This is a genomic window from Kosakonia sp. SMBL-WEM22, from assembly GCF_014490785.1.
Classification (GTDB): domain Bacteria; phylum Pseudomonadota; class Gammaproteobacteria; order Enterobacterales; family Enterobacteriaceae; genus Kosakonia.
On record NZ_CP051488.1, the window covers coordinates 4354542 to 4376342 of the forward strand.

Annotated in this window: 26 protein-coding genes and 1 other RNA gene; 15 read left to right on the plus strand and 12 right to left on the minus strand. The window is 57.1% G+C overall.

What is annotated here, in order from left to right:
- The first annotated feature begins 78 nt into the window (after positions 1-78).
- The 7 genes from HF650_RS20865 to HF650_RS20895 all read left to right on the plus strand — a co-directional run bounded on the left by HF650_RS20865 (position 79) and on the right by HF650_RS20895 (position 3648).
- Positions 79-447, plus strand: coding sequence for a DUF1090 domain-containing protein (locus HF650_RS20865; protein WP_187800207.1), 369 nt, complete (start codon positions 79-81; stop codon positions 445-447).
- 39 nt (positions 448-486) lie between these two features.
- Entirely contained in the window at positions 487-789 is a 303-nt protein-coding gene (locus HF650_RS20870) for a YqjD family protein (RefSeq protein WP_023480772.1), read from the plus strand.
- Between the two features lies 1 nt (position 790).
- Complete coding sequence (locus HF650_RS20875; RefSeq protein WP_034813644.1) at positions 791-1189, plus strand: phage holin family protein; 399 nt, start codon at positions 791-793, stop codon at positions 1187-1189.
- On the plus strand, positions 1186-1476 hold the full coding sequence (locus tag HF650_RS20880) for a YqjK-like family protein (protein WP_187800208.1): 291 nt from the start codon (positions 1186-1188) through the stop codon (positions 1474-1476). The genes HF650_RS20875 and HF650_RS20880 overlap by 4 nt, the downstream gene beginning before the upstream one ends.
- Before the next feature lie 213 nt (positions 1477-1689).
- On the plus strand, positions 1690-2082 hold the full coding sequence (locus HF650_RS20885; RefSeq protein WP_023480714.1) for a DoxX family protein: 393 nt from the start codon (positions 1690-1692) through the stop codon (positions 2080-2082).
- A 74-nt stretch (positions 2083-2156) separates the two neighbouring features.
- Entirely contained in the window at positions 2157-3143 is a 987-nt protein-coding gene (locus HF650_RS20890; protein ID WP_187800209.1) for a glutathione S-transferase family protein, read from the plus strand.
- Positions 3144-3267: 124 nt separating this feature from the next.
- Positions 3268-3648: a DUF805 domain-containing protein gene (locus HF650_RS20895; RefSeq protein WP_187802782.1), complete on the plus strand. Its 381-nt coding sequence runs from the start codon at positions 3268-3270 to the stop codon at positions 3646-3648.
- 2 nt (positions 3649-3650) lie between these two features.
- Here HF650_RS20895 and HF650_RS20900 read toward each other — a convergent pair whose 3' ends face one another.
- Entirely contained in the window at positions 3651-4547 is an 897-nt protein-coding gene (locus tag HF650_RS20900) for a LysR family transcriptional regulator (RefSeq protein ID WP_187800210.1), read from the minus strand.
- Between the two features lie 105 nt (positions 4548-4652).
- Between HF650_RS20900 and HF650_RS20905 the strand changes: the two genes are divergently transcribed.
- Together HF650_RS20905 and HF650_RS20910 are read left to right on the plus strand one after the other, a co-directional pair.
- Positions 4653-5354 (plus strand): pirin family protein, encoded by a 702-nt coding sequence (locus HF650_RS20905; protein ID WP_187800211.1) that lies wholly within the window; start codon positions 4653-4655, stop codon positions 5352-5354.
- A 39-nt stretch (positions 5355-5393) separates the two neighbouring features.
- Complete coding sequence (locus tag HF650_RS20910; protein ID WP_275944611.1) at positions 5394-5540, plus strand: hypothetical protein; 147 nt, start codon at positions 5394-5396, stop codon at positions 5538-5540.
- Positions 5541-5579: 39 nt separating this feature from the next.
- Here HF650_RS20910 and HF650_RS20915 read toward each other — a convergent pair whose 3' ends face one another.
- From HF650_RS20915 to HF650_RS20940, 6 genes are all read right to left on the minus strand, one after another.
- Positions 5580-6332 carry a glutamine amidotransferase gene (locus tag HF650_RS20915; RefSeq protein WP_187800212.1) on the minus strand — a complete coding sequence of 251 codons (753 nt, stop codon included), beginning with the start codon at positions 6330-6332 and terminating at the stop codon, positions 5580-5582.
- Between the two features lie 718 nt (positions 6333-7050).
- Positions 7051-7429, minus strand: an RNA gene (rnpB, locus tag HF650_RS20920) — RNase P RNA component class A.
- A gap of 32 nt (positions 7430-7461) precedes the next feature.
- Positions 7462-8607 (minus strand): glycerate 2-kinase, encoded by a 1146-nt coding sequence (garK, locus tag HF650_RS20925; RefSeq protein WP_187800213.1) that lies wholly within the window; start codon positions 8605-8607, stop codon positions 7462-7464.
- Between the two features lie 102 nt (positions 8608-8709).
- Positions 8710-9600, minus strand: coding sequence for a 2-hydroxy-3-oxopropionate reductase (gene garR, locus HF650_RS20930; protein ID WP_023480910.1), 891 nt, complete (start codon positions 9598-9600; stop codon positions 8710-8712).
- 30 nt (positions 9601-9630) lie between these two features.
- Positions 9631-10401 carry a 2-dehydro-3-deoxyglucarate aldolase gene (gene garL, locus HF650_RS20935; protein ID WP_187800214.1) on the minus strand — a complete coding sequence of 257 codons (771 nt, stop codon included), beginning with the start codon at positions 10399-10401 and terminating at the stop codon, positions 9631-9633.
- Between the two features lie 26 nt (positions 10402-10427).
- The gene (locus HF650_RS20940; protein WP_187800215.1) at positions 10428-11762 is read right to left on the minus strand and encodes an MFS transporter; all 1335 of its coding nucleotides are present in this window, start codon (positions 11760-11762) and stop codon (positions 10428-10430) included.
- Between the two features lie 419 nt (positions 11763-12181).
- Here HF650_RS20940 and garD point away from each other — a divergent pair, with 419 nt between their 5' ends.
- Positions 12182-13753, plus strand: a complete 1572-nt coding sequence (gene garD / locus HF650_RS20945; RefSeq protein WP_187800216.1) for a galactarate dehydratase — start codon at positions 12182-12184, stop codon at positions 13751-13753.
- Positions 13754-13865: 112 nt separating this feature from the next.
- Here garD and HF650_RS20950 read toward each other — a convergent pair whose 3' ends face one another.
- Both HF650_RS20950 and rsmI read right to left on the minus strand, forming a co-directional pair.
- On the minus strand, positions 13866-14228 hold the full coding sequence (locus HF650_RS20950; RefSeq protein ID WP_187800217.1) for an HTH domain-containing protein: 363 nt from the start codon (positions 14226-14228) through the stop codon (positions 13866-13868).
- 111 nt (positions 14229-14339) lie between these two features.
- Positions 14340-15200: a 16S rRNA (cytidine(1402)-2'-O)-methyltransferase gene (gene rsmI, locus HF650_RS20955; RefSeq protein WP_187800218.1), complete on the minus strand. Its 861-nt coding sequence runs from the start codon at positions 15198-15200 to the stop codon at positions 14340-14342.
- Between the two features lie 62 nt (positions 15201-15262).
- Here rsmI and HF650_RS20960 point away from each other — a divergent pair, with 62 nt between their 5' ends.
- From HF650_RS20960 to dolP, 4 genes are read left to right on the plus strand one after another with little or no spacing between them, the layout of a single operon-like run.
- Positions 15263-17395, plus strand: coding sequence for a penicillin-binding protein activator (locus HF650_RS20960; RefSeq protein ID WP_187800219.1), 2133 nt, complete (start codon positions 15263-15265; stop codon positions 17393-17395).
- Positions 17353-17748 carry a YraN family protein gene (locus HF650_RS20965; protein WP_023480805.1) on the plus strand — a complete coding sequence of 132 codons (396 nt, stop codon included), beginning with the start codon at positions 17353-17355 and terminating at the stop codon, positions 17746-17748. Before HF650_RS20960 ends, HF650_RS20965 begins: the two co-directional genes overlap by 43 nt.
- Before the next feature lie 22 nt (positions 17749-17770).
- On the plus strand, positions 17771-18361 hold the full coding sequence (gene diaA / locus HF650_RS20970) for a DnaA initiator-associating protein DiaA (RefSeq protein WP_023481027.1): 591 nt from the start codon (positions 17771-17773) through the stop codon (positions 18359-18361).
- A gap of 9 nt (positions 18362-18370) precedes the next feature.
- A complete protein-coding gene (dolP, locus tag HF650_RS20975) occupies positions 18371-18946 on the plus strand; it encodes a division/outer membrane stress-associated lipid-binding lipoprotein (protein ID WP_187800220.1) in 576 nt (191 codons plus the stop codon).
- Positions 18947-18990: 44 nt separating this feature from the next.
- On the opposite strand, the gene HF650_RS20980 is transcribed toward dolP, so the two are convergent.
- Complete coding sequence (locus tag HF650_RS20980; RefSeq protein WP_187800221.1) at positions 18991-20028, minus strand: permease; 1038 nt, start codon at positions 20026-20028, stop codon at positions 18991-18993.
- A gap of 54 nt (positions 20029-20082) precedes the next feature.
- Positions 20083-20736, minus strand: a complete 654-nt coding sequence (locus tag HF650_RS20985) for an NAD(P)H-binding protein (protein WP_187800222.1) — start codon at positions 20734-20736, stop codon at positions 20083-20085.
- 119 nt (positions 20737-20855) lie between these two features.
- On the opposite strand from HF650_RS20985, the gene HF650_RS20990 reads away from it, so the two are divergent.
- Positions 20856-21374, plus strand: coding sequence for a type 1 glutamine amidotransferase domain-containing protein (locus HF650_RS20990; RefSeq protein WP_187800223.1), 519 nt, complete (start codon positions 20856-20858; stop codon positions 21372-21374).
- On the opposite strand, the gene HF650_RS20995 is transcribed toward HF650_RS20990, so the two are convergent.
- Positions 21360-21797: a YhbP family protein gene (locus tag HF650_RS20995; protein ID WP_187800224.1), complete on the minus strand. Its 438-nt coding sequence runs from the start codon at positions 21795-21797 to the stop codon at positions 21360-21362. The two genes, HF650_RS20990 and HF650_RS20995, sit on opposite strands and share 15 nt — an antisense overlap.
- Between the last annotated feature and the right edge of the window lie 4 nt (positions 21798-21801).

Sequence of the window (21801 nt, forward strand, 5' to 3'; positions counted from 1 at the left end):
ACGGGACCAGGGTTCACATTACGTAACTGGATGCTGGCGTACCCTGTTTCGCCAGCTAACAACGGAAGGTTATCGATTATGAAAAACCGTATCGCTATGGCGCTGGCTCTTTTTTCCGTTAGCGCGCTTTCCCATGCTGCTTCACCCTGTCAGGACAAAGAGCATGAGATCCAACGCGAAATCAGCTATGCCGAAAAGCATAACAATCAGAGCCGTATTGACGGGTTGAATAAAGCCCTGCGCGAAGTTCGCGCCAGCTGTTCTGATGAGAAACTGCGCGCTGCGCATCAAAAGAAAATCGCTGAACAGAAAGAAGAGATTGCCGAGCGCCGTCGCGACCTGAGCGAAGCGAAAGAGAAAGGCGATGCGGACAAGATACACAAGCGAGAGCACAAGCTGAAAGAGGCTCAGCAGGAGCTGAAATCTCTTGAAGCGCGTGACTACTGATTTAAATGGAAATGACCACACACTCACCTGGAGAGAATTATGTCGAAAGATAATGCTGACCATCTGCGCGCTGAGTTGAAATCGCTGGCGGATACCCTGGAAGAAGTGCTGGGTAATTCTGGTGAAAAATCGAAAGAAGAGCTGAGCAAGCTGCGTACCAAAGCGGAAAAAGCGCTACGTAACAGCCGCGATCGTCTGGGCGACACCGGCGATGTTATTGCTCGTCAGACCCGCGAAGCTGCTGCCCGTACCGATGAGTACGTGCGTGATAATCCGTGGGCCAGCGTTGGCATCGGCGCCGCAATCGGCGTGGTGTTAGGCGTTCTGATGTCGCGTCGCTGATATGGCGGATTCACGATACGCGCAAGGGCCTGGCAAAAGCGCGCTCGGGATTGGTCAGCGTATGCTGACCATTCTGGTTGAAATGGTTGAGACCCGCCTGCGGCTGGCGGTGGTTGAGCTTGAAGAAGAGAAAGCCAACTTATTCCAGCTGCTCCTGATGGTGGGGCTGACCATGCTTTTTGCCGCATTTGGCCTGATGAGTCTGATGGTGCTAATTATTTGGGCCGTCGATCCGCAATATCGCTTGAATGTGATGATTGCAACCACCGTAGTGTTACTGGTACTGGCGCTGATAGGCGGCATCTCAACACTGCGTAAAGCGCGGGCCTCGACACTGCTGCGTCATACGCGTCAGGAGTTGTCGAACGATCGCGCCTTGCTGGAGGACGATAAATCGTGAGCAGCAAAGCCGAACGTCTGAAGCGTAAAGCGCAATTGCTCAGCATGATCCAGCAGCAACGTCTGGATCTTACCGCCGGGCGTCGTGACTGGCTTGAGGCCACCGGCGCTTACGATCGCGGCTGGAACACGCTGTTAAGCCTGCGCTCATGGGCGCTGGTAGGCAGTAGCGCAATGGCGATCTGGACCGTTCGCCATCCTAATATGCTGGTGCGCTGGGCCAGACGCGGTTTCGGTGCCTGGAGCCTGTGGCGGATGGTGAAATCCACCGTCAATGCGCCGCGCTAAAGCGTCACTTGCTTGCTAGCACGGGCGATCCTGGGATCGCCCGTTTGTATTTTCTGCTTAGGCAATTTTTTTGAAAGATTTCGACAGTTTTCCTAGCTAACAATATTTTCCCTCCGCGATTACTATCCTCTCCATCAACTGCAAGCCCGCGGCTCACGCCGTTTCTTACACAATTTTTACTGCATACAGCCTATGCAGTTCCTGGAGAGAAAGATGAAAAAATTAGAAGATGTTGGTTTCCTGGTTGCACGCATCCTGATGCCGATCCTGTTTATCGTCGCGGGCTGGGGTAAAATCACCGGTTATGCTGGCACACAGCAATATATGGAATCGATGGGCGTACCGGGCTTCTTCCTGCCGCTGACTATCCTGCTTGAGTTTGGCGGCGGCCTGGCCATTCTCTTCGGCTTCCTGACCCGCACCACCGCGCTGTTCACCGCTGGCTTTACGCTGCTGACGGCGTTTATCTTCCACAACAACTTTGCGGAAGGCGCAAACTCCATTATGTTTATGAAAAACCTGACCATCGCTGGCGGCTACCTGCTGCTGGGCATCACCGGTCCGGGCGCGTTTAGCATCGACCGCGTACTGAATAAAAAGTGGTAAGCGCTCTATACTGACTGAATACATCAAAGCGAGGAGTTTACTCCTCGCTTTTGCTATCAGAAGGAGAAGCAGCAATGGGACAACTGATTGACGGCGTCTGGCACGACACCTGGTATGACACCAAATCCACCGGCGGACGCTTTAAGCGTTCGGAATCGGCGTTTCGCAACTGGCTGACTGCCGATGGCACGGCCGGTCCCTCTGGCGAAAGCGGGTTTGCCGCTGAAAAAGATCGCTACCATCTCTATGTTTCACTCGCCTGCCCCTGGGCACACCGCACGCTGATCCTGCGTAAGCTGAAAGGCCTGGAGCCGTTTTTACCGGTTTCTGTCGTTCATCCTCTGATGCTGGAAAATGGCTGGACATTTGGCGATGATTTTCCTGCTGCGACAGGCGACGCGCTCTATCAGCATGAGTTTCTCTATCAGCTTTATCTGCATGCCGATCCGCACTACACGGGGCGTGTAACGGTGCCGGTGGTGTGGGATAATAAGAATCACACTATCGTCAGCAATGAGTCGGCGGATATTATTCGTATGTTCAATACCGCATTCGACGGGCTGGGTGCCAAAGCCGAGGATTACTATCCACCTGAGCTGCGTGAAAAGATTGACGAGCTGAATGGCTGGATCTACGACAATGTGAATAATGGTGTCTATAAAGCCGGTTTCGCCACCAGCCAGCAGGCCTATGATGAAGCGGTAACCGGAGTCTTTAGCGCGCTGGAGCGCCTGGAGCAGATCCTCGGGCGGCACCGCTATTTGACGGGCGATCGTCTGACCGAAGCGGATATCCGTTTATGGACAACGCTGGTGCGCTTCGATCCGGTCTATGCGACGCACTTCAAATGCGACAAGCGTCGTATTAGTGATTACCTCAATCTGCACGGTTTCCTGCGCGATCTCTACCAGATGCCGGGCATCGCTGAAACGGTTGATTTTGCGCATATCCGCAATCACTACTATCGCAGCCATAAAACGCTAAACCCGACGGGGATTATCTCCATTGGTCCATGGCAGGATCTTGATGAACCGCATGGTCGTGACAGCCGTTTTTCCTGAACTTTCGGGCGCGTCACATCGCGCCCAAATAATTCCCCACCTGGCTTATCCCTTTGTAAAATTGCCGTCTATTCTTACTCTTATCGTTGTTAAAACAACGGATTGACCGTTGATCGAGGTAAGAATGGACTGGTATTTCTGGGTACTTCGCAATTACGCCACTTTCGATGGGCGCGCCCATCGCCGCGAATTCTGGATGTTCACGCTCGTTAACATCATTCTGTTTGGCGTGCTGAATGTGGTTGACCGAATTGTGGGCTGGCACCACATCTTAAGCCTTGCTTACGCCCTGCTGACGCTGGTGCCGACGCTGGCGGTACAGGTGCGCCGCCTGCATGACACCAACCGCAGCTGGCGCTGGCTGCTGCTGATGATTATTCCACTATTTGGTTGGCTGGTGCTGCTCGCCTTCTATAGCCAGCGCGGCACGTCGCAAGAGAACGAGTTCGGCCCGGAACCGCAACCCTTCCCGCAAACGGTGCACGCGACCGAGCGCGGCGCGTAGCCCTATTTACCGGCAAAAAGCTTGGGGATCTCGCGCAGACACCAGGCTTTGCCTTCACCCATACTGTCGCGACGCCAGGCCATAATAATATCCACCTCACTGGTGTACTCCGGGCTGACCACGCGCAGGCGGCCCTCTGCAATATCGCGCTCAACCAGCGGATAGGGCATGGTGGCAACACCCAACCCAGCGAGTAGGGCCTGACGTTTATCTTCAATTGTACTGACCGTCAGCCTTGGCTGTTTATCCAGCAGCTGGACCGTAAGCACCGGGCGTTCGCGGGCGGTATCGGCCACCGCCACGCCGCGATACTTCACGCGCGTCACTTCAGAGAGCGGCTCCGGCTCCTGATGGATAGGATGATCCGGAGCCGCGACATAGACGTTCATCACGCTATAGAGCTTGCGCGAGTTGATCTCCGACGAGGATCGAAAGTGCATATCCGGCGCAATGACAATATCCGCCCGCCCCTGCTCCAGGCGTTCCCAGGCACCCGCCAGTACTTCGGTGATAATTGATAGCTGAGTAGTGGCTTTCGCAGCCAGCCTCTCTACCAGCGGAAAGAGTTCCACCGTCGGTACCAGCGCTTCCGTTACCAGCGTTAAATGCGTTTCCCAGCCGCGCGCCAGCGCTTCGGCGTCGGTCGTCAGCTTATCAGCGGCTTCCAGCAGAACGCGACCGCGCTCCAGCAGCATGCGCCCAACGTTGGTGAATTTGGTGCGGTGTCCAGAGCGGTCAAACAGCACCACATCCAGCTCTTCTTCAAGTTTTTGCATGGTGTAGCTGAGCGCGGAGGGGACGCGCCCCAGCTCATCCGCAGCGGCTGCAAAGCTTCCGCGGCGGTCAATTGCGTCCATCACGCGCAGCGCTTCCAGTGTCAGTGCCCTTTCTTTGGCCATTGGTGTTCTCATTCAGGAAATTTGAACATACCGGGCAGAATATCTGGCTAACAATGCAGCGTCCATCCCTTTAACATTGTTTTAAGTAAAGAGAGGTCAAGAATAATGATTACTACCCGAACGGCAAAACAGTGCGGACAAGCTGACTTCGGCTGGCTCCAGGCCCGCTACACCTTCTCCTTCGGACACTACTTTGATCCCAAACTGCTGGGCTATGCGTCCCTGCGCGTGTTGAACCAGGAAGTGCTCGCACCAGGGGCTTCTTTCCAGCCGCGTGCCTACCCGAAAGTGGATATTTTGAATCTGATTCTGGAAGGCGAAGCGGAGTACCGCGACAGCGAAGGCCACCATGTGCAGGCAAAAGCGGGTGAAGCGCTGCTCATCGCCACCCAGCCGGGGATCAGTTACAGTGAGCACAATCTGAGTAAAGATAAGTCGCTTACGCGCATGCAGCTATGGCTGGATGCCTGCCCGGAGCGGGAAAACCCGCCGGTGCAGAAGCTGACCCTTGCTGATGATGCCTGCCAGTTGCTGGCCTCGCCGGATGGCGACAAAGGAAGCCTGCAGCTGCGCCAACAGGTGTGGTTGCACCATATTTCGCTGGAAAAAGGCGAAGAGCTGAAAATTAAATTACACGGACCGCGGGCCTATCTGCAGTCCATTCACGGGACGGTGCATGCCGTCACCCATCACAAAGAGCAAGAGGCCCTCACCTGCGGTGATGGCGCTTTTATTCGTGATGAAGCCACTATCACGCTGGTCGCTGACACGCCGCTTCGCGCGCTGTTAGTTGATTTACCAGTGTAATGAACATTTTTATCAGGTGAGTAAATGAGTATCCGCACTATGTACAGTCCGTTCGATCACGTCACGCAGAGTGATAACCGTTCCGCCGCAAACCAGGCGTTTGGGTTTGAAGAGATGCTGACGGAACTGGAAGTGATCGTCGAAGAAGCCGTTGTCCGTCTTGCTGAGGAAGAAGAAGCCGCCTGATTGCCCGCCCCGGCACACGCCGGGGTTCTGTTCCTGCCTTTATGAGGCCGCGCGCAGTGAAAGCGCCCCCTCCTCTCTTAACGCCTCCTGCATAAACCGCCTTAAAATCTCAGCCGCCCCCGGCGCGGGTATGACGCCTGCGATTAAGCTATCGGTGTCGCCCCCCTCTTTTTCAATATGTGGACGGTTAAGCCGTAACAGATCGCAGGCGATCTCCGGCCGCATTTCTGGGTGGAACTGCACCGAAAACGCATTCGACCCGTAGCGCACGATCTGATGCGGATCGTGAACCGAGGCACCCAGCACCGTGGCGCCAATGGGTAAACGGGTGACCGTTTGCCGGTGCGTCAGGTGTGCGGGAAAGCTCTCTTGCAGATGCGCAAGCAGCGGATCGTGAGCCGCGGCGGCATTGAGGTAAACGGTTTTGGTTCCCGCTTCGCGCCCATCTTTGTGGTACTGCACATCGCCGCCCAGCGCCCAGGCCATCAGTTGATGACCGTAGCAGACGCCAAACAGCGGCATCTCCACCGCCATTGCCTCGCGGATCCACGCTGCGGTCTGCTCGCTCCAGGGCAATCTGTCTGTGACCATCGCCCAGGATCCGGTGATGATCGCCGCCCGGCGCGGATCCGGTGCCGGCAGCGTTTCGCCTTCGAAAACGCGGATCACGTCAACATCATCAAGCTCGCATCCCAGCAGTTGGCAAAACCAGAGCGGCACATCGCCGTGCGCATCGCGCATGGTCTGTGGGGCGTTCCCCATCTGGAGTATCAAAATCGATTTTTGTTCCATACCAGCAACGCCTCCCGTGGCGAAAAAATAGACATGTGCCAGACAGGGTAGCGCGTTTCGCCGCGAAGATGATCGATTAATTGTTTATGAATTAGACAGAATTAGCTTAGAGAGCGTGAAAATAGCCCAGCGACGAAGCCGTTCGTAGGCCTGATAAGCACAATTTGTAGGCCTGATAAGCGCAGCGCCATCAGGCATTTCCACCCATCGCCGGATGGCGGCTCGCGCCTTATCCGGCCTACGCAAATGCCCGAGCCGGTTGTCGTTGCGGGCCTGGAAAAGCGCAGCGCCATCAGGCATTTCCACCCATTGCCGGATGGCGGCTTACGCCTTATCCGGACTACGCAAATACCGGGACCGGTTGTCGTTGTAGGCCTGATAAGCGCAGCGCCATCAGGCATCTGCACCCATTGCCGGATGGCGGCTCACGCCTTATCCGGCCTACGCAAATACCGGGACCGGTTATCGTTGTAGGCCTGATAAGCGCAGCGCCATCAGGCATCTGCACCCTTTGCCGGATGGCGGCTTGCGCCTTATCCGGCCTACGCAAATACCGGGACCGGTTATCGTTGTAGGCCTGATAAGCGCAGCGCCATCAGGCATCTGCACCCATTGCCGGATGGCGGCTCACGCCTTATCCGGCCTACGCAAGTACCGGGACCGGTTGCCGTTGCGGGTCTGGAAAAGCAAAAACCCCGCCGAGGCGGGGTTTTTTAAGAGGTGAAACTGACCGATAAGCCGGGTTCTGTCGTGGACAGTCATTCATCTAGGCCAGCAATCGCTCACTGGCTCAAGCAGCCTACCCGGGTTCAGTACGGGCCGTACCTTGTGAACCCCTATTTGGCCTTGCTCCGGGTGGAGTTTACCGTGCCGCGAACTGTTGCCAGACGCGCGGTGCGCTCTTACCGCACCCTTTCACCCTTACCTGATCCCGCTTGCGCGGGCCATCGGCGGTTTGCTCTCTGTTGCACTGGTCGTAGGCTTGCGCCTCCCAGGCGTTACCTGGCACCCTGCCCTATGGAGCCCGGACTTTCCTCCCCTCCGCCCGTCTCCCCCGAAGAGGACGACGACGAAGCGGCGACTGTCTGGTCAGCTTCGGCGCGCAGTATAGAGGGTTTGCACCCGCGTGTCACCCTTCCGTCGACATTCCCACCGCCAGCGTCGCCGCGATATTGCGCGAGGCGCGGTAAATATTGTCAAACGCGCCGCAAAACGCCTCCTCCAGCGTGCCAATGGCGGTCAACACGCTGAATACCGCATCGATACCATACTGATGCACGACGCCGACATCGCTGGTCAAACTGCCGGCAATCCCAATTACCGGCTTATGATATTTTTTTGCCACCTGCGCCACGCCCACCGGCACTTTGCCGTGAATGCTCTGGCTGTCGATGCGCCCTTCGCCGGTCACCACCAGCGTGCAGTCGTGGATATGCTCCTCCAGATTGAGCGCCTGGGTGACAATCTCAATGCCACTGCGCAGCTCTGCCCCAAGAAACGCCATCAGCGCCGCGCCCATGCCGCCCGCCGCGCCCGATCCCGGTACGCGCTTCACATCGATATGCAGATCTTTTTTGATCACGTCAGCGAAGTGATCGAGACTGCGATCCAGCTCGACGATCATCGCTTCGGTCGCCCCTTTTTGTGGGCCAAAAATACGCGATGCGCCGCTCTCGCCCGTAAGTGGGTTGGTCACATCGCAGGCCACGCGGATCGTACACTCCTGCAAACGCGGATCGAGACCAGAGAGATCGATATGATTGAGGCTTATCAGGCTACCGCCGCCGTGACCAATCTCTTTGCCGTTGGCGTCCATAAGACGCGCGCCCAGCGCCTGTACCATACCGGCCCCGCCATCATTGGTCGCGCTGCCGCCGATGCCGATAATGATATTGCTCGCGCCCTTATCCAGCGCCTGCAAAATAAGCTCCCCGGTGCCGCGTGAGGTGGTAATTAACGGATTACGTAATTCGGGCGCGACCAGCGCCAGCCCGCTTGCCGCCGCCATTTCAATAAATGCAGTCGCGCCATCGCCTGAGCTTCCCCAGCAGGCTGCAACCGGCTCGCCCAACGGGCCGGTCACGCGGGCGGTATGCATCGCGCCCTGCGTGGCGGCGATCATGGCCTCAACAGTACCTTCACCGCCATCTGCGACCGGAACAGAGACATAGTGCGCATCGGGAAAGATCTCCCGAAATCCTTTTTCTATTGCCTGTGCGACCAACGTCGCAGAGAGGCTCTCTTTATAAGAGTCTGGGGCGATTACGATTTTCATAGTGGTGAGCCTGGTCAAGCCGCGCACGTCACCCTGCAAGCCAGAGGCGGCCTGCCGAGGTGGATATCAAGTGGAGCAAGGGCGCGCCTGCGCCCTTTCTGGTTAACGAGTGACTTCGACTTTCGCCAGTTTCTCGTAGTAGCACGCCAGCGCGCTGTGATCGGAGGTCCCCATGCCGTCGGCGCGTAGCGCCTGCATCATCTCCATCACCGCGGCGGTCAGCGGCAGCTGCGCACCCACGCCGTGCGAGGTATCCAGCGCATTCGCCAGATCTTTGATATGCAGATCGATGCGGAAACCCGGTTTAAAGTTGCGATCCATCACCATCGGCGCTTTCGCCTCCAGCACGGTGCTGCCCGCAAGGCCCCCACGAATCGCCTGGAAGACCAGATCCGGGTTAACACCCGCTTTCGTCGCCAGGGTTAAGGCTTCCGACATTGCGGCAATGTTAAGCGCCACAATCACCTGGTTTGCCAGCTTGGTGACGTTCCCCGCACCGATATCGCCGGTGTGCACCACTGAACCCGCCATCGCTTTCATCAGGTCGTAGTGCTTATCAAACACCGCTTTGTCGCCACCAACCATCACAGAGAGCGTGCCGTCGATCGCTTTCGGTTCGCCGCCGCTGACCGGCGCATCCAGCATCTCGACGCCTTTCGCTTTCAGCGCCTCGCTGATTTCACGGCTCGCCAGCGGCGCAATGGAGCTCATGTCGATCAGCACCGTGCCCGCTCTCGCCCCTTCAATAATGCCACCTTCCCCCAGCGCCACCTCTTTCACATGCGGCGAGTTCGGCAGCATGGTGATGATGACATCACACTGCTCGGCGATGGCTTTGGCATTGCTCGCGGTTTCTGCACCAGCAGCGACCAGCTCGCCCACCGCGTCACTGTTGCGGTCGACGACCACCAGCGAGTAACCAGCTTTGATGAGGTTTTTACTCATGGGTTTACCCATGATGCCGAGGCCAATGAAACCGACTTTCATCGTCATAATTGCGTCTCTCTCTTTCAGGTGATGAGGTTATTTTTTAAAGGCGTCGGCGAGCCGCTGCGTCGCCGCACGGAATACGCCCAGATCGCTGCCGACGGCAACCACGGTCGCGCCCCACTCCAGGTAGCGACGCGCATCTGCCTCAACCGGTGCCAGAATGCCGCTCGGTTTGTTGTGTGCCTTAGCGCGGGCGAAAATATGTTGAATGGTGCGCTGCACTTCCGGGTGCGCGGCATTGCCGAGGTAACCGAGCGTCGCCGCCAGATCGCTTGGCCCGACAAACACGCCATCGACACCATCGGTCGAGAGGATCGCATCGAGGTTGTCGACGCCCGCCTGGCTCTCTATCTGCACCAGAATCGAGATATTGGCGTTGGACTGGCGGAGGTAGTCCGGCACGGTGCCGAACATATTGGCGCGGTGCGATACGGAGACGCCGCGAATGCCTTCCGGCGGATAGCGGGTCGCTGCAACGGCAAGCAGCGCATCCTCTTCGCTCTCGACGAAGGGAATCAGGAAGTTATAGAAACCGATATCGAGCAGGCGCTTGATGATCACCGCATCGTTGGTGGGCACACGCACGACCGGCGCGCTGACGCTACCTTTGAGCGCCATCAGTTGCGGAACAAAAGTGAGTACGTCATTAGGCGCGTGTTCACCATCAAGCAGCAGCCAGTCGAAACCCGCCAGCCCCAGCACTTCCGTACTGATATGGCTACCCAGCGCGGACCAGCAACCAATCTGAACCTGCTGCGCGGCCAGCGCGGCCTTAAATTTGTTCGGGAAGATATCGTTAGTCATCTTTTGTACCTTAAATGTGTTGGGGCTTATTTCTTCAGTTCCATACGTTTGATGTCGCCGACGACAAACAGGTAGCAGACCATCATCATCAGGGCTGAACAGCCGACGAATACCAGCGCGCCGTTGAAGGAGTGCAACTCTTTCACCATGTAGCCGATAACCAGCGGCGTCGCGATAGAGGCCACATTACCAAAAACGTTAAACACGCCGCCGCACAGACCGACAATCTCTTTCGGCGCAACGTCGGAAATCACCGGCCAGCCGAGCGCGCCAAAACCTTTGCCGAAGAAGGCCAGCGCCATCAGAGCAACCACCAGCGCAGTGTTGTTGGTGTAGTTACAGAGGATGATGCTGGAGGCGAGCAGCATCCCCATTACGATAGGCACTTTACGCGCCACGGTCAGGGATGAGCCACGTTTAATCAGGTAATCGGAGAAGAGCCCACCCAGCACGCCGCCGACAAAGCCGCACAGTGCCGGAATAGATGCCACAAAGCCCACTTTGAGGATCGACATCCCCTTCTCCTGCACCAGGTAGATGGGAAACCAGGTGAGGAAGAACCAGGTAATGGTGTTGAGGAAGTATTGACCAAAGAAGATACCCAGCATCATGCGGTTGCTCAGCAGTTGCTTGATGTAATCCAGCTTCGGCCCGGCTTTTTTATCATCGCCCGCTTTTTTGTGGTCCATATCAACCACCGCGCCGTTCTGTGCAATGTACTCCAGCTCTTCGCGAGTCATACGCGGATGGTCGGTGGGGTTATGCACAAACTTCACCCAGGCAAAGGTGAGCACGAAACCGATCGCGCCCATCACGGTAAAGACATGCTCCCAGCCCCAGGTGTAGGTCAGCCAGCCGAGCAGCGGCGAGAAGAGCGCCAGCGAGAAGTATTGCGCCGAGTTAAAGAGTGCCGAGGCGGTGCCGCGCTCCTTCGCCGGAAACCATGCCGCAACGATGCGCGCATTCGCCGGGAAGGAGGGGGCTTCAGAGAAACCGAGCATAAAGCGCATGATAAACATCGACACCCCGGCCCAGGCGAGCGGGAAGACATCGACAAAACCCTGTAAGAAAGTGAAGAGCGACCAGAAAAAGAGGCTGTAGGTGTAGACGCGTTTGGAGCCGAAGCGGTCGAGCAGCCAGCCGCCGGGGATCTGCATTAGCAGGTAAGCCCAGCCAAAGGCGGAGAAGATATAGCCCATTGAGACAGAATCGAGTTGTAGCTCTTTGGCGACATCGGTTCCGGCAATAGAGAGCGTGGCACGATCAGCGTAGTTGACTGCGGTGACAATAAATATAATCAGCAGAATTAAATAACGGGTAGGAATCGCCCGTTTTGCTTCGACGGTTTGTTCAATGGCCATTTTAATTTCCTCGGACACCGCTAACTTTTAAATATATTTATTTTGGTGGTTTATCTGATGGTATTTAACGACGTAGATTTAATTCAGATAACAGATACAGAGATTTAATTAGCACTCAGTATAAACAGCGCCGGGAATACACACATTGTAACTTTGCTCAATTTTTTAGCTACACGAAAATATTATTTTGAGCATATGCACATAAAGCTGGGCGCTGATGCACACTTCTTGTATTATGCTGCCGCGCAGCAAGCGGCCCGGCGTTAATAAGTGATATGTGTCACATTTTAATAACCCAACTCCTGACATTCTTATTCCCAGTAAACAAGATTTTTCTTGCTAATATTAATTCCAGAGTAAAAGAACTTTTTTTCTATTGTGAGTGATGCAGCGTACAGTGAGCGGGAGATAAATCAATAATGTCCGACATTGAAATAAGAGAGCAAGTGCCCGGCGCGTTTTATATTAAGGTTCACGACAGCGATAATGTCGCGATTATTGTTAATGACAACGGCTTAAAAGCCGGAACTCGCTTCCCGGATGGTCTGGAGTTGATTGAGCATATTCCGCAAGGGCATAAAGTTGCGCTGGTCGATATTCCTCATCACGGCGAGATCGTGCGCTATGGCGAAGTGATCGGCTACGCCGTGCGCCCTATCCCCCGCGGCAGCTGGATCGATGAATCCCTTGTTGAGCTGCCGACGGCACCACCGCTCAACACCCTGCCGCTGGCGACCAAAGTGCCCGAACCCTTGCCGCCACTGGAAGGATATACCTTCGAAGGCTACCGCAACGCGGATGGCAGCGTCGGAACGAAAAATCTGCTCGGCTTAACCACCAGCGTACACTGCGTCGCTGGGGTGGTGGATTATGTGGTGAAGTTGATCGAGCGCGATCTGCTGCCGAAATACCCCAATGTCGACGGCGTGGTTGGCCTTAATCACCTTTACGGCTGCGGTGTAGCGATCAACGCCCCGGCGGCGGTGATCCCAATTCGCACTATCCACAACATCTCCCTGAACCCGAACTTCGGCGGCGAAGTGATGGTGATTGGCCTCGGCTGTGAGAAGCTGCAGCCGGAGCGGCTGCTGCAGGGGACGGAAGATGTACAGGCGATCCCGGCGGACGGCGCAAGCATTGTGCGTTTGCAGGATGAACACCACGTGGGCTTCCGCTCGATGGTGGATGATATTCTGCAGGTCGCTGAGCGGCATCTGATCAAACTCAACCAGCGCAAACGTGAAACCTGCCCGGCTTCTGAACTGGTGGTGGGTATGCAGTGCGGCGGCAGTGACGCCTTCTCCGGCGTGACCGCTAACCCGGCAGTGGGTTTTGCTTCCGATCTGCTGATCCGCTGCGGCGGCACAGTAATGTTCTCGGAAGTGACGGAAGTGCGCGATGCGATCCACCTGCTCACCCCGCGTGCCATCAACGAAGAGGTGGGCAAACGCCTGCTGGAAGAGATGGCCTGGTACGATAATTACCTCGATATGGGTAAAACCGACCGCAGCGCCAACCCATCGCCCGGCAACAAAAAAGGCGGACTGGCTAACGTGGTGGAAAAAGCGCTGGGCTCGATTGCCAAATCAGGCAAGAGCGCCATCTCCGAGGTGCTCTCCCCCGGCCAGCGCCCGACCAAACGCGGGTTAATTTACGCCGCCACACCGGCCAGCGATTTCGTTTGCGGCACCCAGCAGGTGGCCTCCGGCATTACCGTGCAGGTCTTTACCACCGGTCGCGGCACGCCCTACGGGCTGATGGCGGTACCGGTGATCAAAATGGCGACCCGCACCGAGCTGGCAAACCGCTGGTATGACTTGATGGATATTAACGCGGGCACCATCGCCACCGGCGAAGAGAGCATTGAAGAGGTGGGCTGGAAGCTGTTCCACTTTATTCTCGATGTCGCCAGCGGGCGCAAAAAAACCTTTTCCGATCAATGGGGATTGCACAACCAGCTGGCGGTATTTAATCCGGCCCCGGTGACCTGATCCCCGCAAGAAAATGTGTAAACCTCACCATCAGCATGGCTCCGGCCATGCTTTTTTATAGTGCGTGTTTTAAATGCAGGATGATTAAGTGGTGGTGATGGAATGATGCTCTTTAGAGTGACTTGACCTGCCAGTAGCCCCCTTTCTTCGCGCCGACACGCAGCAGCTTTCCCTTTTGCTGTAGCGATTGCAGGTAGCGCTCCACCGTGCGCGCACTTACCGCCAATTCGTCGGCGAGCGCCATTGCAGAGAGATCCGGCCGAATGTTGAGGAGGTTTAGCACCGCGCGCTCCGCCTCGCTGCAAGAGATAATTTTCTCCGACATCTCTTCCGACACGTTATCCGACAAGCTGAATGACGGATTAAGCCCCTCGATCAGCGCCGCGTTGACCGCAGAGAGCATAAAGGCGACGAACGCACTGGCGACTAACGGATGCAAATCCGTGGTGGCGAGCCATTCCAGTAGCTCATCCATAAGGTGCGCAACCCGTAAGGCGGGCGGCGCCATATGGATTAACTGCGTATCACGATAGGTTGAGGATCGCGGCGGTGATGGTAAAGGGAGGCACATAGCGGCTCATCGGTATTACCCCTGGTTATCCAGCGCGTACTTATAGAGGGCGTTTTTCTTCACGCCGTGGATCTCTGCGGCCAGCGCGGCGGCCTTTTTCAGCGGCAATTCGGCTTGCAGCAATGCCAGCGTGCGCAGCGCGTCGGCGGGCAGCGCGTCCTCCTGCGCTTTATGGCCTTCGACAATCAGCACCATCTCGCCTTTGCGGCGGTTCTCATCCTCTTTCACCCACGCCAGCAGCTCGCCAACCGGCGCGCCCTGAATGCTCTCCCAGGTTTTGGTCAACTCGCGCGCCAGCACCACGTAACGGGAGGGGCCCCAAACCGCGACCATATCCTCCAGGCTCTCCAGCAGGCGATGGGTTGATTCGTAGAAAATCAGCGTGCGCGGCTCGGCCTCAACCGCTTTGAGCGCGTCGCGGCGGCCTTTTGATTTCGCCGGGAGAAAACCTTCGTAACAGAAGCGATCGGAGGGCAACCCTGCGGCACTGAGGGCGGCAATCGCCGCGCAGGGGCCAGGCAGCGGCACAACGCGAATACCGGCTTCGCGGCAGGTGCGCACCAGGTGATAGCCGGGATCGTTAATTAGCGGCGTGCCCGCATCTGAAACCAGCGCAATGTTCTGCCCCTCTTGCAGCTTTGCCACCAGCATTTGCGCTTTTTGCTGCTCGTTATGGTCGTGAAGGGCAAACATCCGCGCGTTGATGGCGAAATGTTGCAGCAGTAAACCGGTGTGGCGGGTATCCTCAGCGGCAATCAAATCAACGTCTTGCAACACGGTTAATGCGCGTTGGGTAATATCAGCCAAATTCCCGATGGGAGTAGGTACAATATAAAGCTGACCTTGAGAATTCTCCGCCGATTCGTGTTGTTTCATTGTTTCATCCGTATTGCCGATTTAATATTGAGCACTGCGTAAAAAATATCACTGGATACAGTATGCTACCGTCAAAATTTCTTCGTTCGAAAGCCACGCGCTGCCTGCCTGTGGTGCTGGCCGCCCTGCTGTTCGCGGGCTGCGGCACACAGTCAACAGACCAGAGCACCTCGCATATGGAGGGCTCAGCGCAGGCTGATTCTGCCTACTACCTGCATCAGATGCAGCAAAGCACAGATGATAGCAAGACCAACTGGCAATTACTCGCCATTCGTGCACTGCTCAAAGAGGGCAAAACCCAGCACGCCAACGAGCTGTTTGGTCAGCTGCCGCAGGATCTGAACGACACGCAGCGTAAAGAGTACGCGCTGCTCGCCGCAGAAATGAAGCTGGCGCAGCGTGATGTAGCCGGTGCGCAGGCGCTGCTTAATAAAATCGATCCCGCTGAGCTTGAGAAGAACCAGCAGGCGCGCTACTGGCAGATCGCCATTGCCGCCGCGCAGGGTAAACCCTCCCTGACGCTGCTACGTGCGCTTATCGCCCGCCAGCCGCTGCTGACAACCCCGGAAGAGCAGCAGAAAAATATCGATGCCACCTGGCAAGCACTCTCCTCCATGAGCCAGGATCAGGCGAGAACGCTGGTGATCAACGCCGATGAAGTGACACTGCAGGGCTGGCTCGATCTGCAACGTATGTGGTTCGACAACCGCAACGATGCCAAAATGCTGAAAGCCGGTATCAGCGACTGGCAGACCCGCTACCCGCAGAACCCGGCGGCGAAAATGCTGCCGACTCAGCTCTCCAATCTGCAAAATTTCAAACCGGCATCGACCAGTAAAATCGCCCTGCTGCTGCCGTTAAACGGCCAGGCTGCGGTGTTTGGTCGCGCCATCCAGCAGGGTTTTGAAGCGGCGAAAAACGGCGCTTCCCCGGTCTCCGGCCCGGCGGTTCCGCAGCAGGTCGCGCAGGCCGCAACGTCTGACGTGGTAAGCCCTTCGCAGGCGAATGTCGCCGACCTGACCGCACCGAATGCCCAGCCGGTACAGGCACCGGACAGCGCGGCGCAAAGCGCCACTGCCGAGGAAGCGCAGCCTGGTGAAAATGCACAGCAGCCAGCCGCCAATAATGAGCAGCCTGCTGGCAACTCGCAGCAAACATCTGCGGCGACGGCACCACAAACCACAACCTCTCAGCCCGTTGCTGTTACCGCACAATCTAACGCGGGCGCGGAGCTGAAAATCTACGACACCAGCGCGCAGCCGATGGATCAGATCCTCAATCAGGTACAGCAGGATGGCGCAAGCATTGTTGTTGGCCCGCTGTTGAAAAACCACGTTGAAGAGCTGATGCGCAGCCATACCGCGCTCAATGTGCTGGCGCTCAACCAGCCGGAGCAAGTTGAGAACCGCCCGAACATCTGCTACTTCGCCCTGTCGCCGGAAGATGAAGCTCGCGATGCGGCGCGCCATATTCACGATCAGGGACGCCAGGCACCGCTGCTGCTGATCCCGCGCAGCGCGCTGGGCGATCGTGTCAGCACCGCGTTTGCTGACGAGTGGCAGAAGATTGGCGGCGGCGTTGTGCTGGCGCAGAAATTTGGTTCCACCGCTGAGTTACGTATGGGGCTGAATGGCCGCTCCGGCATCTCAATGACCGGTAGCCCGGTCTCCGCCAGCCTGCCGCAGCAGCAGGGCGTGACCATTGGTGGCCTCACTATTCCGGCTCCGCCGAGCGATGCGCAGATTAGCGGCGGCGGCAAAGTTGATGCGGTCTATATTCTGGCGACGCAGGATGAAATTGCGCTGATCAAACCGATGATCACTCTGCGCACCGGCAGCCAGAGCGGCGTCATGCTCTATGCCAGCTCGCGCAGCGCGCAGGGCGGTGCAGGCCCAGACTTCCGTCTTGAGATGGAAGGGCTGCAATACAATGAGATCCCGATGCTGGCGGGCGCGAATCCTTCCCTGATGCAGCAAGCGCTGCGCAGTGTGAATAATGATTATTCGCTGGCGCGTCTCTATGCGATGGGCGCGGATGCCTGGTCACTGGCGAATAACTTCTCGCAAATGCGTCAGGTGCCGGGCTTTGAGCTCAACGGCAACACTGGCGATCTCACCGCCACCCAGGATTGCGTGATCAACAGGAAGTTGTCATGGCTCAAATACCAGCAGGGGCAGATCGTCCCGGCAAACTAACCCGCAAACAGAGCGGCGACGCCTGGGAGATGGAGGCACGCCGTTTTCTGCAGAGCAAGGGATTGCGTTTTATCGCCGCCAACGTGCGCGAGCGCGGCGGCGAAATCGACCTGATTATGCGCCACGGTAGCACCACCGTCTTTGTCGAGGTGCGCTACCGCGCCTCGGCGCGTTTTGGCGGCGCGGCAAGCAGCGTAACTCTCGCCAAGCAGCGCAAACTGCTGCATACCGCCCATTTGTGGCTTGCCCGCCACAATGGGAGTTTTGATACTGTGGATTGCCGGTTTGATGTGGTAGCCTTCACCGGAAATGACGTTGAGTGGCTACAAAACGCCTTTGGCGGCCACGCATAATTGCTCAATCATAGGGATTACCGTGCTCGAACGAATTAAAGTCTGCTTTACGGAAAGCATTCAAACGCAAATTGCAGCTGCCGAAGCGCTGCCCGATGCGATTTCCCGCGCAGCCATGACAATGGTGCATTCCCTGCTCAACGGCAACAAAATCCTCTGTTGTGGCAACGGCACCTCCGCCGCCAACGCACAGCATTTTGCTGCCAGCATGATCAACCGCTTTGAAACAGAGCGTCCCAGTTTACCTGCCATTGCACTTAATACCGATAATGTGGTCTTAACCGCGATAGCGAATGACCGTCTGCATGACGAGATCTATGCCAAGCAGGTGCGCGCCCTCGGGCACAACGGCGACATTTTGCTGGCGATCTCCACCCGGGGTAACAGCCGCGATATCGTGAAAGCCGTGGAAGCGGCGGTAACGCGCGATATGTCGATCATCGCGCTGACCGGTTATGACGGCGGCGAGCTGGCCGGCCTGCTGGGCCCGCAGGATGTGGAAATTCGTATTCCTTCTCACCGCAGCGCGCGTATCCAGGAGATGCACATGCTGACGGTGAATTGCTTGTGCGATTTGATTGATAACACGCTTTTTCCTCACCAGGATGATTAAGGAGTACACATGAAGGCATTTACGCCCCTCGCAGTCCTTATTTCCGCACTGCTGCTACAGGGTTGCGTTGGCGCAGTGGTGGTCGGTTCTGCCGCCGTCGGCACCAAAGCGGCGACGGATCCCCGCACCGTGGGCACCCAGGTGGACGACGGCACCCTGGAGCTGCGCGTTAACAGCGCACTGTCGAAAGATCAGCAGTTGAAGAAAGAGGCGCGTGTTAACGTCACCGCTTATCAGGGGAAAGTGCTGTTGACCGGCCAGGCACCGACTACCGAACTCTCTTCACGGGCGAAACAGATTGCCATCGGTGTTGAAGGCGCAGCAGAGGTCTTCAATGAGATCCGTCCGGGCCAGCCAATTGGTCTGGGAACGGCCTCGTCCGATACCTGGATCACCACTAAAGTGCGCTCCCAGCTGCTCGGCAGCGACCAGGTGAAATCCTCTAACGTGAAAGTCACCACCGAGAACGGCGAAGTGTTCCTGATGGGTCTGGTGACCGCGCGTGAAGGCCAGGCCGCGGCGGATATTGCCAGCCGCGTCAGCGGCGTCAAGCACGTCACCACTGCCTTTACCCTGCTCAAGTAACGAAAAAGCCCGGTTGATACCGGGCTTTTTTTTCACTTCACGCGTTAAACCAGCGCGACAAATCCGGTCAGCATTCCGCACACTGCCACCAGCGCGGCAGTCAGCCACAGGGCTTTCGCCGGGAAGGATTTGCGCAGCATCACCAGCGATGGCAGGCTTACCGCCGGCAGCGTAATTAGCAGCGCCAGCGCAGGCGCCATACCCATCCCCGCCAGCATCATGGTCTGCACAATCGGGATCTCAGCCGCCGTTGGAATGACAAACAGGCAACCGACAATCGCCATCGCCACTACCCACAGCACGGTGTTATCCACCGCGCCATCGGCATGGGGGAAGAGCCAGACGCGTGCTGCGCCCAACACCAGTACCGCAAGGATATAGACAGGGATGGTACTCCAGAAGAGCTGCCAGAGCGCTCTGCCCCAGCGTGACATAAAGCTGCCCTGCGGCTCCGGCAGCGTGATATCAACGGTTTCCGCCTGCTGCGGGCTCTCTTTAACCACCGTCTGCACAATCATCGCGACACCAAGCACCGTCACCAGCCCCGCCAGCAGACGAATAGCGGCGAAGTGCCAGCCGAGCACAAAGCCCATAAACACCAGAGTGGCCGGGTTGAGCAGCGGGTTACCCATCCAGAAGGCGAGCGCACCGCCCATCGAGACGCGCTGACGACGCATACCGGCCGCGACGGGTGCCGCGCAGCAGGAGCACATCATGCCCGGTAAAGAGAAGAGCGTGCCAAGCAGCGTGCCGCGAAAACGCTGCTGTCCGAGCGTACGCAGTAGCCAGTCGCGCGGGATCAGCACCTGAATCAGCGAGCCGAGCAGCACGCCAAGTACGGCGGCTTTCCAGACGGCGAGGAAATAGACCATGGCGTAATCCAGCGCCGCTTTAAACGGGCTGGCGTCGGCCTGCGCAAGAATCGATTTACCAATGCTGTGCGTCTCGGCGGCGGTGAAGGCTTTGCCGTAGTAAGGCTGCCATTTCACGAACCAGAGACCAACAATAACAACAAGAAAAAACAGCGCGGGTTTCCACCATTGGATTGGTGCTGCCGCCTGAGGTGAAGACTGACCAGCCATAACATGCCCCGGGGATAGTGTGGTTTTTAGCCCCGGAATAGTACGCCTGAATTGCTATTTTGCAAACGGGCTGTGAGCTGCCATCGCCCGCAGCTGTGCTGATTCGATAATCTCTACTCCGCGGTTATCACCAGAACGGGCAGCGGCCAGCAGCGCGCGGGCGACATCCTGCGCGGCAATCGACTTCCAGTTGCCCGGCAGCAGGCGAAAAAGCGGTGCCAGCAGCGATTCATTAGCCCGCCTTTTTTTACGCTCCCCGAGCAGCATCGACGGGCGCGCCAGCGTCAGCGATTCCCACCGCTGGGCGATAAGCGCCGCTTCCATCTCCCCTTTCACCCGGTTATAGAAAAAGGGCGAATGCGCATTAGCGCCCATTGAACTCACCACCAGCATCTGTCTGGCGCCGAGCCTTTGGCCAGTTAACGCCGTATCCACTACCAGCGTGTAATCGGCCAGCACAAAAGCCTCTTTACTGCCCGCTTCGCGCCGCGTGGTGCCGAGGCAGCAGAAGACCGTATCAACCGGTTCGGTAACCTGTGCCAGCGCATCGCTGAGCTGTGGGTCGTGCGGATTGATGACACCTTCGGCACTTTGTAGCGGCCGACGCGTTGGCGCATAAATGGCGCTGACGCCCGGTTCCGCCATCAGCAACCGCAACAGATGCCCGCCCACTAAACCGGTCGCGCCGGTGATTAATACCCGCTCCATCCCTTCTCCTTTACAGACGAATCTGCCTTGCAATGTCAGCCTCGTGAACCAGGCTTACGACTACTGGTGAGTTACAGTATGGATAACTCCCTTTCTGAAGCCAAAACAACGGAGGAAGTATGAGCAAGAAAATAGCGGTCTTGATCACCGACGAGTTTGAAGATTCAGAATTCACCTCTCCGGCAGAAGCCTATCGCAAGGCCGGACATGAGGTTGTGACGATTGAGAAAGAGGCCGGGAAAACCGTCACCGGCAAACAGGGCGAGGCAAAAGTTAAGATCGATAAAGCCATTGATGAAGTGAGCCCGGATGAATTTGACGCCCTGCTGTTACCTGGCGGCCACTCCCCTGACTCCCTGCGCGGCGACGATCGCTTTGTCACCTTTACCCGCGAGTTTGTTGACTCCGGTAAACCGGTATTCGCCATCTGCCACGGCCCACAGCTGCTGATTAGCGCCGATGTTATTCGCGGCCGCAAGCTGACGGCGGTGAAACCGATTGTGATTGATGTGAAAAACGCCGGGACGGAGTTCTTCGACCAGGAAGTGGTGATCGATAAAGATCAGCTGGTTACCAGCCGTACGCCTGATGACTTACCGGCATTTAACCGCGAAGCGCTGCGTCTACTCGGGGCCTGAGTCGCGTAACCAGTGAAATTTTTTACCAAACCCTAGCGTGTTGTCGGTGAATTTGATTTCGCGAAGGCGAATCTCCCACATCGGGGCGGACAGCGCGCGGGCTATCGGAAAGCGTCGGTTGTAGCGTTCGCGCAGCACCGCGCTTTCCGCCTCTTCCAGCCGTTTTATCTCACCGGAAAACTGCACGCCGCGAATCAAGGCGACGCTTTTCGGCTGCCCATTAACCGTACCGGCAACCTTCGCCTCTACGCCTGTCATCTGTGCATGGCGCGTTTTATCTTCGCTCAACACATAGAAGGCGACGGCCTGCGGATCGTAGATATAAAAAGCGTTGGCGCACCAGAGTTCTCCCTCTTTTGCTACGCACCAGGTCACGACATGCTGCTTTGCCAGCCAGCGGTTAATCGCCGCAAGGGACTCCATTTTT

Coding starts and splice junctions, on each gene's coding strand:
- HF650_RS20865 (WP_187800207.1), top strand. CDS start 79: ATGAAAAACCGTATCGCTATGGCGCTGGCTCTTTTTTCCGTTAGCGCG.
- HF650_RS20870 (WP_023480772.1), top strand. CDS start 487: ATGTCGAAAGATAATGCTGACCATCTGCGCGCTGAGTTGAAATCGCTG.
- HF650_RS20875 (WP_034813644.1), top strand. CDS start 791: ATGGCGGATTCACGATACGCGCAAGGGCCTGGCAAAAGCGCGCTCGGG.
- HF650_RS20885 (WP_023480714.1), top strand. CDS start 1,690: ATGAAAAAATTAGAAGATGTTGGTTTCCTGGTTGCACGCATCCTGATG.
- HF650_RS20890 (WP_187800209.1), top strand. CDS start 2,157: ATGGGACAACTGATTGACGGCGTCTGGCACGACACCTGGTATGACACC.
- HF650_RS20895 (WP_187802782.1), top strand. CDS start 3,268: ATGGACTGGTATTTCTGGGTACTTCGCAATTACGCCACTTTCGATGGG.
- HF650_RS20900 (WP_187800210.1), bottom strand. CDS start 4,547: ATGGCCAAAGAAAGGGCACTGACACTGGAAGCGCTGCGCGTGATGGAC.
- HF650_RS20905 (WP_187800211.1), top strand. CDS start 4,653: ATGATTACTACCCGAACGGCAAAACAGTGCGGACAAGCTGACTTCGGC.
- HF650_RS20910 (WP_275944611.1), top strand. CDS start 5,394: ATGTACAGTCCGTTCGATCACGTCACGCAGAGTGATAACCGTTCCGCC.
- HF650_RS20915 (WP_187800212.1), bottom strand. CDS start 6,332: ATGGAACAAAAATCGATTTTGATACTCCAGATGGGGAACGCCCCACAG.
- garK (WP_187800213.1), bottom strand. CDS start 8,607: ATGAAAATCGTAATCGCCCCAGACTCTTATAAAGAGAGCCTCTCTGCG.
- garR (WP_023480910.1), bottom strand. CDS start 9,600: ATGACGATGAAAGTCGGTTTCATTGGCCTCGGCATCATGGGTAAACCC.
- garL (WP_187800214.1), bottom strand. CDS start 10,401: ATGACTAACGATATCTTCCCGAACAAATTTAAGGCCGCGCTGGCCGCG.
- HF650_RS20940 (WP_187800215.1), bottom strand. CDS start 11,762: ATGGCCATTGAACAAACCGTCGAAGCAAAACGGGCGATTCCTACCCGT.
- garD (WP_187800216.1), top strand. CDS start 12,182: ATGTCCGACATTGAAATAAGAGAGCAAGTGCCCGGCGCGTTTTATATT.
- HF650_RS20950 (WP_187800217.1), bottom strand. CDS start 14,228: ATGGATGAGCTACTGGAATGGCTCGCCACCACGGATTTGCATCCGTTA.
- rsmI (WP_187800218.1), bottom strand. CDS start 15,200: ATGAAACAACACGAATCGGCGGAGAATTCTCAAGGTCAGCTTTATATT.
- HF650_RS20960 (WP_187800219.1), top strand. CDS start 15,263: ATGCTACCGTCAAAATTTCTTCGTTCGAAAGCCACGCGCTGCCTGCCT.
- HF650_RS20965 (WP_023480805.1), top strand. CDS start 17,353: ATGGCTCAAATACCAGCAGGGGCAGATCGTCCCGGCAAACTAACCCGC.
- dolP (WP_187800220.1), top strand. CDS start 18,371: ATGAAGGCATTTACGCCCCTCGCAGTCCTTATTTCCGCACTGCTGCTA.
- HF650_RS20980 (WP_187800221.1), bottom strand. CDS start 20,028: ATGGCTGGTCAGTCTTCACCTCAGGCGGCAGCACCAATCCAATGGTGG.
- HF650_RS20985 (WP_187800222.1), bottom strand. CDS start 20,736: ATGGAGCGGGTATTAATCACCGGCGCGACCGGTTTAGTGGGCGGGCAT.
- HF650_RS20990 (WP_187800223.1), top strand. CDS start 20,856: ATGAGCAAGAAAATAGCGGTCTTGATCACCGACGAGTTTGAAGATTCA.
- HF650_RS20995 (WP_187800224.1), bottom strand. CDS start 21,797: ATGGAGTCCCTTGCGGCGATTAACCGCTGGCTGGCAAAGCAGCATGTC.